Below are 14,849 nucleotides of genomic sequence, written 5' to 3'. Positions count from 1 at the left end.
TCCGAACACATCACACCAACGCGAGCCGCCCACCCATTTCCGCGAATGATCCCGACCTTGGCAAGGCTACGCAATCCTACTCCCGTCCCTCCCCCGCACCAGCCCGATCTCACGCCGCTTCAACGATTTTCATTTCCCTGAGGGCGGCGCGCACCCGGCCGAGCCACATCTAAGCCCAGAAAGGCTCTGCCCAAGCCCGCCGCATCGGACGACCCCGATCTCGCACCGGCCGCTCACCGGCACTTCACCGCCCTGAAGAAGCTGGCTCGCACCGCCGCCACCGATCAGATCCTGCGATTGGAACGTGCCATGGTGACCGGAAGGGACTGGACCCCAGCGGGTTTCGAACAATTCCTGGTCGCACCACCGCTGCTGCGGCACCTCACCCGCCGCCTGGTGTGGACCACCGGCGAACTCACCTTCCGGCTGGCCGAAGACCACACCCTCGCCGATATCGACGATGCGAGAGTGGAACTCCCGGAGACGGCCCGCATTCGCATCGCGCATCCGCTGCACCTCGGCGACGCGATCAAAGCCTGGGGCGAGGTGTTCGCCGACTACGAAATCACCCAGCCTTTCCGTCAGCTGGGCCATCCGGTCCATGAACTCACCCCACATGAGCGGGCCACCGGCCGCATCGACCGTTTCGTCGGAGCCACCGTGCCGATCGGCGCGATCCTGGGTCTCGGCGGTCGTGGCTGGGAGCGTAGCTACGCCGATGGCGGTGTCCAACGCGAATTCTTCCGTCGCATCGACGGGGCCGTCGGAGTCGTCGTCGAGTTCGATCCCGGCATTATGGTCGCCGCGGCGCATGCGTCCGGCGAGCAGCGAATCACCGAAATTCGTTTCACCAGAGCACTACTCGAGGCATCCGATTCGGTCCTGGCTTCGGAGGTTCTGGCAGAGCTGGCCGGATTGCCGCACTAGCCCTACTCTCGGCTGCGGGATATGGGATCCGCCGTTGGCTACCGGGGCATCAGGGGTGGTGGTGGGCCCTTCTTCAGTGAAATGTGTTGTCCGGCCGGCAGAGGAATTGTCGGGGGATCGATCTCCAGTTCGGCCGGCTGCCGTGGTTCGCGCCGAGCCCACCAGGCCCGGACCTGTGCGAGGCGGGTGGCGCGGGCGGGCCAGAACTCTTGGACGCTGGCATTGAACTCCGCGCCGAGGATTACCGCGAAGCCGAGGAAGAAGGTGAACAGGAGGAAGGCTATGGGGGTGGCCAGGGCGCCGTAGGTTACGCCGGTTCGGGTTACCCAGGAGAGGTAGCGGCGCAGGCCCTCGCTGGCGGCCATGAAGAAGACGCCCGCCACCAGTGCGCCGCCGAAGAGGCGGTGCCAGGGGAGGGTGCGGTGCAGGGCCAGTTTGTAGAGGGTGGTGAGGGCGACTATCAGGAGTAGGCCCGCGCCGGGGTAGTAGAACGTGTCGATGAGTTTGAGGCCGGGTTCTTTCCAGCCGCGGGGGAGGACTCGGCCGACGAGGGATGGGCCGAGCGCGACGATCGGGAGGATCAGTACCGAGGTCACCAGGAACAGGACGTACAGCCAGAGGGCGAAGATGCGCTGCCAGACGGGGTGGCGGGCGTTGGCTTGGCCGTGCGCGGCGGTGATGGCGTCCACGAAGGTCGCCATGGCCGAGGAGCCGGCCCAGAGCGAGAGCACGAAACCTACCGAGACCACACCGCCGTGACCGCGTTTGAGGACGTCATTGGTGGTCGGTTCGATCAGGTCGTCGACCACGCTGGTGCTGAACAGGTTCCGGCTGAAGGTGATGATCTTGGATTCGACAATGTCCACGGTGTCCGGGCCGAACCAATGGCCGACGTAGCCGAGGCTGCCGAGCAGACCGAGCAGCAGCGGGGCCAGGGACAGGGTCTGCCAGAAGGCGGCCGCGGCGGATTTGTTGAAAATGGAGTCGCCCCACGCCTTCACCGCGACGTGCACGATGAGTTCGCGGACCCGCACGAGCCATGTGGCGACGCGCACGTCTGCCCCGGGCGCGTCGGACGCGTCGGCGTGTTGCGGGGGATTGTCGTGCTCGTTCATGGTGGCTACAGCATCGCTCACCAGCGTTTCAAATGGACGGGGACCCTCGATGTGTCGTGCGGCACTACTTGTGACTGTGTCGGATTGGTGCGTTGTCGGTCCACATCGCTAATCTCTTCCAAGTGACTTCGGGTGGTGGCGGTTCATTACGTGCTTGGCAGCGCAGGGCTCTCACCAAGTATCTGACTACAAAGCCTCGAGACTTCCTTGCCGTGGCGACCCCGGGCGCGGGTAAGACGACGTTCGCGCTGCGTGTGGCGGCGGAACTGCTCGCCGATCGCACCATCGATCAAGTGACGGTGGTCGCCCCCACCGAGCATCTGAAGCATCAGTGGGCCGGATCGGCGCAGCGGCTCGGGATTCAGCTCGACTCCAACTTCTCCAACTCGACCGGGTCGACCTCCTCGGACTATCACGGTGTCGTGGTGACCTATGCCCAGGTGGCCTCGCATCCGTTCAAGCACCGGGTGCGCACCGAGAACCGCCGCACGCTGGTCATCATGGACGAGATCCACCACACCGGTGACGCCAAGAGCTGGGGTGAGGCGGTCGAGGAGGCGTTCGGCGACGCCACCCGAAGACTCGCGCTCACGGGTACGCCCTTCCGAAGCGATGATTCGAAGATCCCCTTCATCACCTATGAGGCGGACGAATCGGGCTTCGAGAAGTCCAAGGCCGATCACAGCTACGGCTACTCCGAGGCCCTGGCCGACGGCGTGGTGCGGCCCGTGGTCTTCCTCGCCTACTCCGGTGAGGCGCACTGGCGGGACAGCGCCGGCGACGAGTACTCTGCCCGCCTGGGCGAGCCGCTGAGCGCCGAACACACCGCGCGCGCCTGGCGCACCGCACTGGACCCCGCGGGCGACTGGATGTCCAAGGTGCTCACTGCCGCCGATACCCGGCTGCGACAGCTACGCGCCACAGGTATGCCCGATGCGGGCGGACTCGTCATCGCCACCGATCAGGACAAGGCGCGCGACTACGCCGAACTGCTGGAACATATTTCGGGCATCAAGCCCACGGTGGTGCTCTCGGACGATCCGCAGTCCTCCAGCCGCATCGGCGAATTCAGCGAGAGCACCGATCCGTGGATGGTCGCGGTGCGCATGGTGTCCGAAGGCGTCGACGTGCCGCGTCTGGCGGTCGGTGTGTACGCCACCAGCGCCTCGACTCCGCTGTACTTCGCGCAGGCCATCGGCCGTTTCGTGCGTGCCCGCAAAACCGGTGAGACCGCGAGCGTGTTCCTGCCCTCGGTGCCGGTGCTGCTCGATCTCGCCGCGCAGCTGGAAGTCCAGCGCGACCACGTCATCGGCAAACCGCATCGCGAGAAGAACGAACTCGACGACGAACTGCTCATCGACGCCAACAAGCAGAAGGACGAGCCCGGCGAGGAGGAGAAGAAGTTCATCGCCCTGGCCGCCGACGCTGAGCTCGATCAGGTCATCTACGACGGCGACTCCTTCGGCACCGCCACCTTCTCCGGCAGCGATGAGGAGGCAGACTACCTCGGCATCCCTGGCCTGCTCGACGCCGACCAGATGCGCGCCCTGCTCCGCGACCGCCAATCGCGCCAACTCCAGGACCGCTCCGCCGAATCCGCCCGCACCGCAACCCTGCCCACCAACGCGGCCTCCGCCGAACGCGCCGCCACCGCGGACCGCCTGGGCGAACTCCGCCGCGAACTCAACAGCCTGGTGGCCATGCACCACCACCGCACCGGCAAACCACACGGCGTCATCCACGGTGACCTACGCCGCGAATGCGGCGGCCCCCCAACCGCATTGGCCACGGCAGACCAACTCACCGAGCGCATAGCCGTTCTGCGCCGCACCAGCTGATCGAACCGCCGAGGCCGCCCTGTTGCGGCGGCCCGGCGGAGCCGAAACGCGCTGGCCGTCAGTCGGATTCGGTTCCCACCACCTCCAGTTCGACCTGAAACGAATCCCCGACATCGAGCCCCTCGGCCACCCGCACCGGCTTCTTCATCGGCAGCATGTAAGTCCCCTGCTTGCGATTGGGAAACAGCGAGGTCGCCCACTTACTCCCGCCAACGGTGACCCGCACCCGCACCGACCCGAACCCACCCGCGAGATGCCCGTGCAACTCCTCGATCTCATCCGCCACCTCCTCCGGCAAACTGGTGAAATACCAGGCCGCAGGCCCCTCCCACACCCATAGCTCACTGGTGAAGGAGTATCGAGAAGTAGCCATGCCCAGACCGTAACCCAGCGGTACGACAGCTCCGTGGCAGAGCGGCTACTACTCGCAGGCGGTACCGTCGCCGTCCTTGTCGAGGCCGGATCGATAGCCCGGATCACCGCGATGCAGCGGTGCGGCTCCTGCCGCCCGGGCATCGGCGCAGCTCTTATAGCTGACCACAGGCGCGGCGGGCACCGGAGCGGCGGCGGGCGCGGTCTGCACGGGCGGCTTGGCGAGTGGGACGGTGGCGCGAGTTGTGATGGAGGACAAGGGCGATTCGGCCGGGGCGGCAGTCTCGGCGGTGGTCGAGAGCGCCGGGGCGGTGGTCACGATCAGGGTCTGTATCGCGGCTACCGGAGTGGTCTCGAGTCCGCGTGATCCTGAATGATGGATGCGATCGGGACGGCGAAGCGCCCGCCCCCGACATGCTTCCGATCGCGTGGCTCACTCTTCCGGGAAAACGGTTCTGGCGCAGCGTATCTCGGCTGTTGACCGGGTGGCGGGTTATCCGCCGGTCAGCGTCCGCGCAGGCGTTGCCACCGTGATCGTTTCTCGCGAGGAGTAATCGAGGAGGGCGAGGAACCCGAAACGGCTTCTGCCGCAATGGTGGTTCGGGTCTCCCGTGCCGCGCGCCATCGGGCCACCACATCGTCCGCGCGCACCGGCCCGATCGGGATATCCGGGCCGCCGGGGGAGCGGAGCCAGTGGACGACACGTTCGTTGAGCTCGGCTACCGCCTCGCGGACCGCGCGCTCGGAGGTGAGGTTCCGGACGGTGTCGTCGATGCGCTCGCGATCGCGGCGCAGGACTATGTGTTCGGGCAGGAGGGCGTCGGTGCCGATACCTTCGCGTTGCAACAGGTTTCGGACCCACCAGTTCTCATCGCCCATGCCCGGCGGAATGGGTTTGCCCGCACCCGGCAGCTCGTCGAATTCGCCCCGATCGGTGGCCTCTCGAATCTGTTTGTCTATCCAGGATTCGAAGGTGAGATCGGGCGGTTTGCGCTCGGTCACGCCATCGATACTACCGACCGTCCGAGATCGCCGAAGCGGTCTTTCAGGGTCCGGCCGACTCGGGATGGTGGGTGAATCCCATGTATGCGACGGGCGTCAGGACCTGGACCTTGGTCGACACGATGAGGTTGTCGCGCTGCTCCAGGAAGTTCTTCGTGTGCTGCTGTCGCTGATGTTGCTCGAAGGCTTCGCGGTCGCGATAGACCTCGTAGATGGTGCGCACTTCCGGGGCGTCGGCGACGGTGTGTATGACGTAAAGCAGTGTCCCAGGCTCGCATTCGGCGATGTGGTCCGCAGTATCGAGGGCGAGGCGGTCGAAAACCCGCGCGAATTCGGTATCGCGGAGATGCAGTGTCACCACCAGCGCGTACATGGTGTCACGGTACCCGGGGCTGGGGTCGCGCATTATCGCAAAGTCCGGGGCCATCTCATGGCCGCCGCGTCAGCACAGCGATGTCGTTGCCGAGTCCGAGGATGATTTCGTTGTCCGGGCCGATCGCGACGAGCGGTTGCGTTGTCGGACAATCGATCACAGTCGGAGAATCCGTGGTGTCAAGGTTCCATATCCGCACTGTTCGGTCGTGTCCGGCGGTAATGACGATCGGGACGTTGTCGATGCTGGTGCAGGCCACGGAGTTGACGGAGTCGGTGTGGCCGGTGAGGATGCGGCGTTGGGTGCCCGTGCGCAGATCCCACACCCGGACTGTGCGGTCGATGCCGGCGGTGACGGCCACCGGGACGTTGTCGATGCTGGTGCAGGCCACGGAGTTGACGGAGTCGGTGTGGCCGGTGAGGATGCGGCGTTGGGTGCCCGTGCGCAGATCCCACACCCGCACGGTCCGATCGTCACCTGTGGTGACAGCGACCGGATGCCCGTCGACAGTTGTGCACGCCACCGCATCCACCGGATTGGTATGGCCCAGAAGGACATCACGCTGGGAGCCGGTGGCGAGATCCCACACCCGCACCGTGGCGTCGCGGCTGGTGGTGACGGCGACCGGGTGCCCGTCGACGTCGATGCATGCGACAGCGCTCACCCAATGTCCGTGGCCGGTATACATGGCGTGTTCGGTCGCGGTGCGCAGATCCCACACCCGAACCGTGTTGTCGCGGCTGGTGGTGACGGCGACCGGGTGCCCGTCGACGTCGATGCATGCCACTCCGCTCACCCAACGCGTGTGGCCGGTGAGTACGGCGAGGGGGGTGCCGGTGCGCAGATCCCAGATCCGCACCTCGGTGTCGCGGCCGGTGGTGACCGCGATGGTGGAGTCGGACAGCGAGTGAGCGGCAGCGGCGATCACCCGATCGGCGTGTCCCGATGCATGTCGTTCGTGGCGTGAGGCGTCCAGTTCCCACAACCGCAGCGTGCTGTCCCACCCGGTGGTGAGCGCGACCGGATGATTATCGATGTCGGTGCACGCGACGGCGCTCACCCAGTTGGTGTGGCTGGTGAGTTCAGCGCGTTCGGTGCCGCTGCCCAGGTCCCACACTCTGACCGTGCGGTCGTAAGAGGTTGTGACAGCGACGGTTTCGTCGCCGATTTCCGTGCACGTCACCGCGGTGACGGTGTTGGTGTGGCCGGTGAGCACGGCGCGTTCGGTGCCGTCGCGCAGATTCCACACTCTGACCGTGCGGTCGTAAGAGGTTGTGACAGCGACGGTTTCGTCGCCGATGCAGGTGCATGCGACGGCGCTGACCCAGTCGGTGTGGCCGGTGAGTATGGCGCGTTCGGTGCCGCTGTGCAGGTCCCAGACTCGCACGGTGCGGTCTCGGCCGGTGGTGAGGGCAACTGCGCGGCCGTTGATTTGTGTGCATGCGACGGCGCTGACCCAGTCGGTGTGGCCGGTGAGTATGGCGCGTTCGGTGCCGCTGTGCAGGTCCCAGACTCGCACGGTGCGGTCTCGGCCGGTGGTGAGGGCAACTGCGCGGCCGTTGATTTGTGTGCATGCGACGGCGCTGACCCAGTCGGTGTGGCCGGTGAGTACGGCGCGTTCGGTGCCGCTGTACAGATCCCAGACCCGCACGGTCAGGTCGTAGCCGGTGGTGACGGCGACCGCGTGGCCGTCGAGATCGGTACAGGCCACCGCACTGACCCAATCGGTATGGCCGGTCAGAAGTGCCTGCTCGACACCTGTACGCATGTCCCACATTCGGACAGTCCGGTCGTGACCGCTGGTGACGGCGAGCGACCGGCCTTCGATCCGCGCGCAGGCCACCCCGGTTACCGCACCCGCATGTCCGGTGAAGGTGGCGCGGTGCGCCGCGTGGGTGAGGCTGCCGGTGGCCCATCGGGCCGGCCAATCCAGGGAACGGTTCAGTTGCTCCTGAAGCTGCTTGGCCTGGAATCGCGCGGCATCGATGGCCAGAATCTGGCGCCGGCCCGCCGGTTGCATCCGGCGGTGATGGGAGGCGGAGCACCGATAGATTGTGCTGATGAGTCGTGCCGTGTCGGTGGTAACGGCATTCAGCGCCGCCAGCAGTGGCGTGGGCTCGGCGTGGACCAGGTAGTCCACGTCGGTGACGAGTTCGTCGATGAGTTCGGCGTGCGCGGCATGAGAGGCCAGATGCGACACCGTGTAAGGGTGGGCGCGCAACCAGTCGCGGGATCCGTCGGCGACCATCGGTACGCGCTGTCGCAGTACCTGTACGAAATACGCGTGGACGACCCGGTCATCGAGGTCGGCGGCGAGATATTCGGCGAGCGCTTGATGGTGCAGCCGGTAGGCAGAGTTTCCGGCTTCGGTGGATTCGATCACGTAGGAGCCGGCTGTCCGCAATAGCCATATCAAATCGTCATCGGTGTATTCGACCTCGGCGATCCGCGACGCCAGCGGAGCCCACAGTTCCTTGTCGGGCAATCCCTGCCCCTCGGCGAAGGCCAAGGGCCGCAGCAGATCTCGCGCACGGTCGGCTTGGTCGCCGAGCCGGGACCTCAGGTCGTTCGCCATGGCCAGGCCGGGGACCTTCGGCAGGTCGTGCCGCCACGAAGGATTCTCGGGATCTGGGATCACGTGATCGGCGGAGAGTGCGTCGGCCACGATCCGAGCGACCAGAAACGACCGCTCGGCCTTTTCTGCGACCGCGGTGGCGATCGCGGTGACCAGGTGCGAGTCAAGCTCTACATAGTGAGCCGCCGATCCCCGAAGGCGAAGCTCGGCATGGGCGACAAGAGCCGTCGGGTCGGCGTATTGGGCCGAATCCAGATCGATGGTGTCGTAGTAGCCTCCGAGATCACTCAGTAGGTTACGGCGGGTGCCGACTACAACCCGGACGTGACCGTCGGTGTGTTCGGTGAGTGGCCGCAGCAGTTCCGCGATCAAGACATTGGGGTCGCGGGACTCGTCGACGGCGTCGATCAGTACGGTCAGCACCTCGGTGCGCCCTGTCAATTGCTGCACGAGGTCATCGACGGTGGCGGCGGTGAGGCCGGCCTCGGCGGCGATGCTGTCGCGTATCTGATCGGCGGTGCGATGCCGGGCGGAGATCTCCACGTCGACCGCGCCTACCGGTGGGATCATCTCGGCGGGCAGGCCGAGTGTGAACGCGACCGCACGGTAGTCGGCGTGTGTCAGCGAGGCGATGAGTCCGAGCACCGCCGACTTGCCCGAACCTGGGTCGCCGGTGACCACGAGCAGGGTCCGGTCGCGCTCGGGAAGCTCGAGCCAGTTCGTGATTGCGCCCAAGGCGGCGTGGCGGCCGCAGAACCACCACCCCCCGTCGTGCTGATCGCCCATAACGCGCACGCGTTGGGTCAACGGCGGGATATCGAGCTTTTTGGCGAGGGCACTCGCGATCGCCTCCATGGCCGAGTACGGCGGCATAGATTGATCGAGCACTGTGGAGAAGATTCCGTGCCCGCCGGTCCGTCCCGAATGCAGCGAAATCGTTCGCCAGACGTTCAATGCGGTTGCCCTGTCGAGGGATTCGTGTAGGACTTCACGAGCACCCGGAACGAAGTCGAAATGCTCCGGGGCGCCCGGCACCGGCCGCCGGAGCAACCCACTGGCGAGTACTTCGGCGAGATGCCCCTGCCTTCCTTCCGGGATGAGGGTGCGCAGGATCAATCTGGCGATCGAGAGGTCGACGTCGACGGCCGAGAGCAGTTGGGCGAGTTGCGTTGCCGGTCGCGAGGCCGTCCCGGAGAAGGTTCGGACCAGTTCGTGGGTGGTGTGATCGGGTGCACCCGGTTCCGGCTCGTAATCGTCACGCGGCGGGGCGACCACGCCGGGGATGCCGGACCGGCCGCAGGCCATCAGCATGCGCGCCCACTCGTCGAGCATGGACTCGTCCAGTCCGACGACCGGTGTGCCGACCGCGGTGATGTGGTCCTCGCCGTCCGACAATGGAACATGAATCCGCAGTAGATGATTGGGATTGCCGCGGTGCTGTCCGAAAAGTGTCACGACGCCGGAGCCGAGCGGCGTCGCGTGCCATAGGTGCCACGGCATGGTCTGAACCAGCACCACCGGGCCGAATCGCCCCCACTTCTCCAGCACATCCCATGCCGTCGTAGCGTCTCGCCAAATCTCCGAGACACAATCGCTGACAAGGAAGATGAGCTGGCGTCCGCCACGTTCGACGAGTTGGTCGATCGGATATGCGCTGCCGCGGTGATCGAGCAGGACCGGCGGCCCGGCCTCGTACCGCAGTCTCCACCGGGTGACCCGATCGAAGGCGCCTTCGCGGAACAGCATTCGGGTGAAGGCGGCGACGGTCTCGCGCCAGACGATCATCGTCGGTCCGTCGTCCATGACCACCGCGGCCTCACGGAACCATCGTTCGTCCGGCGGTGCGGGCACCGGAATCAACACGTCGGTTTCACAGAAATGCTCGACGGTCCTGCCGATATCCAACACACCGTTCGACGGGTCGGTCCGATTCGAACGGCGACGATGTCTCAATGGGCGCAGCGCGCGTGCCAGACGGAGTTGCCCGGGTAACTCCACGTAATCGTCCTCGGAAACGGTTGTCGTCGAGGCGATCTCGGGGGTCGTGTCGGGGAATGCCGGCGTGGTCGGCGGCTGGGTTCGCGTATCGCCCTCCGGTGAGTGAATCGCCAGCCACAGCGCATCGGCCAGGTCCCGCCAATCCAATCGGGTATCCGCCGCACGCAAGGCCGCGATCAGTGGCTCGATCACGGGGTTCTCGAATTCAGTTCTTGCAGAATGAGTTCGATGATCCGCTGCCTCGCGTCCGCGCCGGGATTCTGCTGGGTCACCATGTAGACGGCGTTCATCAATTGGTCGGTGGCGACCACGGCACCGGGTTTGCGTGCGCGCTGCAGGAAGGCGTCGATGAGGTCTGTGGCTGCGGCTGCCGCGGTCTCGCCGAGGTGTGCCGCGACGATCTCGGCCAACTGCTGGTCGGTCGGCTCGGGCATACGAAGTCTGATGCAGCGGTGCAGGAATTCTGGCGTGAACTCGCGGTCGCCACTACTGGTCATCACAATAAAAGGGAAATTCGTGCATACCACCCGTCCGCGTCGGATCTCCGCGCGATCATCGCTGTCCGCGTGCCGAATGTACTGCGGCTCCGGATCTTTCAGGCGAGCCAATTCCTTGATCTCGAATTCGCCGTGCTCGAAGATGTTCAGTAGATCGTTCGGGAGGTCGATATCGCCCCTGTCGATCTCATCGATGAGCAGTGCGCGCGGACGGTCGTTCGGGATCAGCGCCGTGCCCAGCGGGCCGAGCCGCATGTAGTCGCTGATCGTTGTCGATTCGTCCTTCATTTGCACCGCATGCACGCGTCCCACGACGTCATACCGGTACAGTGCGTCGTCGACCGTCGATCGAGAAGTGATCGGCCAGCGCAGTACCGGACCAAGTTGCGATTGCCGGGCAACCGATTCGATCAGCGACGACTTTCCCGTTCCGGGGCTGCCGGTCACCAGCAGTGGACGCCGCAGCGTCAGCGCCGCGTTGACCGCGTCGACCATTGTCTCGGTCGTACGGAAGGTGTCCGGCACCGAGTCGGGCCGATCGAATACACGCCACGGTGGCGGGGGCGGTCTCAGTCCCGGTGGGCTGGATCGCGGAGGAGAACCGGCGTACAGCGGTACAGCGGTATTCTCGGTCATTACTTGGCCTCCATTTGCATACCCGGCATATGCGCGGCCTCCGGCACTGCTTTGGGATCGTCCCAGAGCAGGCGGATATTGCCATCGAGATTGTTTCTGCTGCGGCGCTTTTCGTGCAGGAGCGCCGGCAGTTCGTCGAAGGATCTCTCCTTCATCAGATCGTCCACCAAACGTTGCACGGTCGGCCAGTCGACGGACTTATTTGTCGTCCACAGGATGTAAGGCGCGCCTGCCCGGATCGCCGCGATGAGCGGATCATGACGGAGAACACCGCAGTAGTCCGGGGGAACGAAAGCCAGTCCCACACAGGCGGATTTGGAATCACTCACCGCACGGTAGATCTGCTCGCTCTCGATGTGCTCGACCCATTTCAGCAGATCGTGGGGGTTGTTCTCCAAGTGGGTTCTGATCGCGGCATGCCTGCTGGTCCAGCGATGCCGAAGTCTCCGGTCCTGTCGACGGTCGGCGCTGTGCAGTACCACCGGTCGCAGATACCAGTGCGGAATCGGATCACTGAGAAGTGTGCTGGATTCCCAGGATTCAGGGAAATTGTCGAACACCGCGCGTGGCAGTAGAAATCCGAGCACGAACGTATCGTCACCGGCCACCAGGTTGACTATCTCCTGAATCGCCGGCGGAGTGGGCTGGCACGCATGCCACTCGTTCGCCCATCCCCTGCCCGGCGTGTATCGATGTTCGCGAATACCGGCCGGCCAGATGAACTTTTCGGGATCCGGTGAGCCGTTGGGGATTTCGATCACAAGTCGATCGTGCTCCACGTACGGTTCGGCGGCAGCGGCGCGCAGCGACCGCAGTTGATCGCTCGGAATGCCGAACCAGAAGTCGTCGACCTTGCGGTCGGTCGCGAGCTCCATTGCGGCGACGAAACGATGCAGCGGTCGTTGTCCGTCCTTCTTCGGCAGCCCGGCGAGATCATGCAGTGCCTCGGTGAGATTCGACTGCCACCCATTACGCGCATCGGGTGCCGCCCGCCGGTAAGAATCCGCGACCATCCGTCTGGTGGCCTCGGGAAAATACTGCTCGACGAGAGTGAGGTCGGCCTCCTGGAGCCACAGTGTGCGAACTCTTTCCAGCCAGAGCAGCAGCGCTTCCGTGGTGGCGCGATCCGCGAGCAGCTCGAATAGCCGCGCGACCTGGTTGGTGCCGAAGACGCGGACTGTCAGCGCCTCCATATCGAGATTGTCGGCGCTACCGTCGAATCGCGTGCTGCGAAGTGCGGCGATCAGCGTCGCACGTATCTGCGGCGGCGCACTGCCCGCTACTGCCTTGGCATCGGTCGCGGTCCACCATTCGATCAGGTGCCGACAGGATTCGGCCGCATGCCGGGTATGGGCGATATTCAGCCCATTGACTGCGATATCGTGGTACTGCTCACCCGATACCGGTATTCCGCCGGCGTTGGCCAGCTGGCTGTCACTTGACACGGTTCCGGAGATTTCTACTGTCATCGGCATCTGATTGAATCCGGGGACGGTCTCACGCAAATTTTCGAAAACTGTCCTGACCTTGCTGGTCAGCGTCATGGTATCCGGGTCGACGGGGCCGTGAGGCATTTTTTCCAACCACTCGAAGGTGGTGTCGGAGAAGGCATTCAAACCGGTAACCAAATTATGCTTGGCGGTCTGCCCCTGACTGGCTGAATATAGGACGTACTGTTCAACTGTTCGAGGATCGCCAATATTGAGGGTGGCCGCTCTCGGCAGATTTTCACGCAGGTGCATTTGATGGATGTAATTGGCACAGGCATCGATGACGACAATCTGACTGCGTAGTTTCGTGACGGTATTCGAACGCAGATAGAGCAGGATATCGTTCACCGGATGGTTGAACTTCGCTCCGATATATGCGTCGGATGTAAATAATGTGCGCTCGCCGTATTTGTTCAAAACCCCGTGCCCGCACCAGTACATCAGCAGCAGTTCGGCATCGTGTTTCGAGGCATCGGTGAGCAGTCCCACAATATTCGCGTACGTCGGTTCCCGTCGAACAACCTCCGGCGGTGGTTCGGGTGCGACGCCCTTGTGACAACAGGCCAGCAATATGTTCTTCGCCGGAACCCCGCGCGCCAGCGCCCAGCCGGCAAGACGCTCCGCATAGGCCGCGGCACCGTTGAGTCGCAAGTTCTCCTGCCGGTACTGATCGATGCCGACCGCGATCACCAGCACCTTCTCCGGATCGAAGGCTCTCATTTCGGCAGCACGGCCCCGATGGATTCCCAGACCGCGTCATTGGACCAGTAGGCGCTGTGCGAGGCGACGAAGGGCTCTCCGTTGTCTACGCGAATGTCGACGACGCGCCCGTCGAATACTCCGGATCCAGTGTAGGACAGCAGGTCTCGATGGTCGTAGATGTTCACCCAGGGTGGGAAGTGCGCCGGCAGGGTATGCGGCGGTTCCAGACTCGGCAAGGCGCCGATCTCGTACAGGAATGGAGCCTGGGAGCCCACCGTCACCAGCGCCCGTACTCGGGGTATGTGCTCACCTGCCAGCAGATCGACGCACATGATGCCGCCGAGTGAATGTCCCAGCAGCACTATCGAATCCGATTCCACATCGGCGATCGTGCGATGCAGGAACTCCCTCATCCGCTGCCCCCTGGCGAGATAGCGCAGTATGTCACCGGCCAGCGGGGCTGCCGCATCGGTGAGTCCGCCACGCTCGCCGACCAGCTTGCGGGTGACCAGATGCGAGATGAACTTCGTGCGCAGACCGGCGAGTTTGTCGCTGATCCCGAGTCCACTTCCGTCCAGATCGGTGGTCAACTGTGCGGTCAATGCGTCGCGTACCACGCCGCCGAGTGGAGGAGCCTCGTCGGCCGAGGTGTCCGCGATCATCCGGGCGATCAACGCGCGTGCGATCGCCGCGCGGTGTTCGAGTGGGTCGGTCGGCGCGGTAGCCACTGCGGATTCGAATTCCGGTGCTGTCCGCAACTGCGTGAGGGCACTGTCGAACTTCTCGGTCAACCCGAGTTCGGCGAGATCGGCGGCCAGTTTGTCAGCGGGCTGGAAGTGATCGATACGGTCCCGCAACACCTGTGCGGGGGGATCCTCGCCGGGGACCACCGGTTCGGGCTGTTCGTCGAAGTCTTGCAGGAGTCGCATTTCGTACCACGGGTCGGTGTACAGCACCGCCCACAGATCCAGCCACTCCTGTTCCGGCGACAGCCCTCCCTTCGAATCCGTGTAGGTCGGAATCGATCGAGGATTTCGCAGCGTGACGCCCGTGCTGAGGCCCCAATGACATCCGGCGACCGATACCGGCCAACTCCTCGCCGCGACCCGGGATTCGATCGACCGCAGCGTCTTCTCGTACTTCTGCCCGCGGACGCCGGTTCCGTGCACGAAAAGCAGGGTGGTCTGATGCGCCATCGGCGATCCCCCCTAGTGGATATCCCCCGCACATCGCCGTCGGCCCGAGCCTCGGTGCCGCGGGCCTTGCCTGAATGCGCGGCCCTGCTGCCCCATCGCACCGTCACCCGCTCTGCGCGCGAATCTGA

General features: G+C 64.7%; 10 protein-coding genes and 1 pseudogene. 2 read left to right on the top strand and 9 right to left on the bottom strand.

Annotated elements, in window-relative coordinates; genetic code table 11:
- Positions 1-183: 183 nt before the first annotated feature.
- Positions 184-927, top strand: a pseudogene (locus GFY24_RS19635) (DUF4132 domain-containing protein); the annotation flags it as partial.
- A gap of 38 nt (positions 928-965) precedes the next feature.
- On the opposite strand, the gene GFY24_RS19630 reads toward GFY24_RS19635, so the two are convergent.
- Positions 966-2,042: a YihY/virulence factor BrkB family protein gene (locus GFY24_RS19630; RefSeq protein WP_153806708.1), complete on the bottom strand. Its 1,077-nt coding sequence runs from the start codon at positions 2,040-2,042 to the stop codon at positions 966-968.
- Between the two features lie 122 nt (positions 2,043-2,164).
- Here GFY24_RS19630 and GFY24_RS19625 point away from each other — a divergent pair, with 122 nt between their 5' ends.
- On the top strand, positions 2,165-3,880 hold the full coding sequence (locus GFY24_RS19625; protein ID WP_309231065.1) for a DEAD/DEAH box helicase: 1,716 nt from the start codon (positions 2,165-2,167) through the stop codon (positions 3,878-3,880).
- 58 nt (positions 3,881-3,938) lie between these two features.
- On the opposite strand, the gene GFY24_RS19620 is transcribed toward GFY24_RS19625, so the two are convergent.
- The 8 genes from GFY24_RS19620 to GFY24_RS19585 form a co-directional block, all read right to left on the bottom strand.
- Entirely contained in the window at positions 3,939-4,253 is a 315-nt protein-coding gene (locus GFY24_RS19620; protein ID WP_153806525.1) for a DUF1905 domain-containing protein, read from the bottom strand.
- Positions 4,254-4,301: 48 nt separating this feature from the next.
- Entirely contained in the window at positions 4,302-4,571 is a 270-nt protein-coding gene (locus GFY24_RS19615) for an excalibur calcium-binding domain-containing protein (protein WP_309231064.1), read from the bottom strand.
- A gap of 185 nt (positions 4,572-4,756) precedes the next feature.
- Positions 4,757-5,254, bottom strand: coding sequence for a DUF1992 domain-containing protein (locus tag GFY24_RS19610; protein ID WP_309231063.1), 498 nt, complete (start codon positions 5,252-5,254; stop codon positions 4,757-4,759).
- A 43-nt stretch (positions 5,255-5,297) separates the two neighbouring features.
- The gene (locus tag GFY24_RS19605; RefSeq protein ID WP_228566468.1) at positions 5,298-5,660 is read right to left on the bottom strand and encodes a putative quinol monooxygenase; all 363 of its coding nucleotides are present in this window, start codon (positions 5,658-5,660) and stop codon (positions 5,298-5,300) included.
- 22 nt (positions 5,661-5,682) lie between these two features.
- Entirely contained in the window at positions 5,683-10,392 is a 4,710-nt protein-coding gene (locus GFY24_RS43205) for an SAV_2336 N-terminal domain-related protein (protein WP_153806524.1), read from the bottom strand.
- The gene (locus tag GFY24_RS19595) at positions 10,389-11,333 is read right to left on the bottom strand and encodes a MoxR family ATPase (RefSeq protein WP_153806523.1); all 945 of its coding nucleotides are present in this window, start codon (positions 11,331-11,333) and stop codon (positions 10,389-10,391) included. Before GFY24_RS19595 ends, GFY24_RS43205 begins: the two co-directional genes overlap by 4 nt.
- Positions 11,333-13,543 (bottom strand): caspase family protein, encoded by a 2,211-nt coding sequence (locus tag GFY24_RS19590; RefSeq protein WP_153806522.1) that lies wholly within the window; start codon positions 13,541-13,543, stop codon positions 11,333-11,335. Before GFY24_RS19590 ends, GFY24_RS19595 begins: the two co-directional genes overlap by 1 nt.
- Positions 13,540-14,721 carry a hypothetical protein gene (locus tag GFY24_RS19585; protein WP_153806521.1) on the bottom strand — a complete coding sequence of 394 codons (1,182 nt, stop codon included), beginning with the start codon at positions 14,719-14,721 and terminating at the stop codon, positions 13,540-13,542. Before GFY24_RS19585 ends, GFY24_RS19590 begins: the two co-directional genes overlap by 4 nt.
- Between the last annotated feature and the right edge of the window lie 128 nt (positions 14,722-14,849).

Origin of the sequence: Nocardia sp. SYP-A9097, from assembly GCF_009649815.1 — a bacterium.
In the GTDB taxonomy this organism is placed as follows: Bacteria; Actinomycetota; Actinomycetes; order Mycobacteriales; family Mycobacteriaceae; genus Nocardia.
Note: the sequence above shows the minus strand (reverse complement) of the source record. Positions and strands in the feature narration are given on the sequence as shown.

Coding starts and splice junctions, on each gene's coding strand:
- GFY24_RS19630 (WP_153806708.1), bottom strand. CDS start 2,042: ATGAACGAGCACGACAATCCCCCGCAACACGCCGACGCGTCCGACGCG.
- GFY24_RS19620 (WP_153806525.1), bottom strand. CDS start 4,253: ATGGCTACTTCTCGATACTCCTTCACCAGTGAGCTATGGGTGTGGGAG.
- GFY24_RS19605 (WP_228566468.1), bottom strand. CDS start 5,660: ATGCGCGACCCCAGCCCCGGGTACCGTGACACCATGTACGCGCTGGTG.
- GFY24_RS19595 (WP_153806523.1), bottom strand. CDS start 11,333: ATGACCGAGAATACCGCTGTACCGCTGTACGCCGGTTCTCCTCCGCGA.
- GFY24_RS19590 (WP_153806522.1), bottom strand. CDS start 13,543: ATGAGAGCCTTCGATCCGGAGAAGGTGCTGGTGATCGCGGTCGGCATC.
- GFY24_RS19585 (WP_153806521.1), bottom strand. CDS start 14,721: ATGGCGCATCAGACCACCCTGCTTTTCGTGCACGGAACCGGCGTCCGC.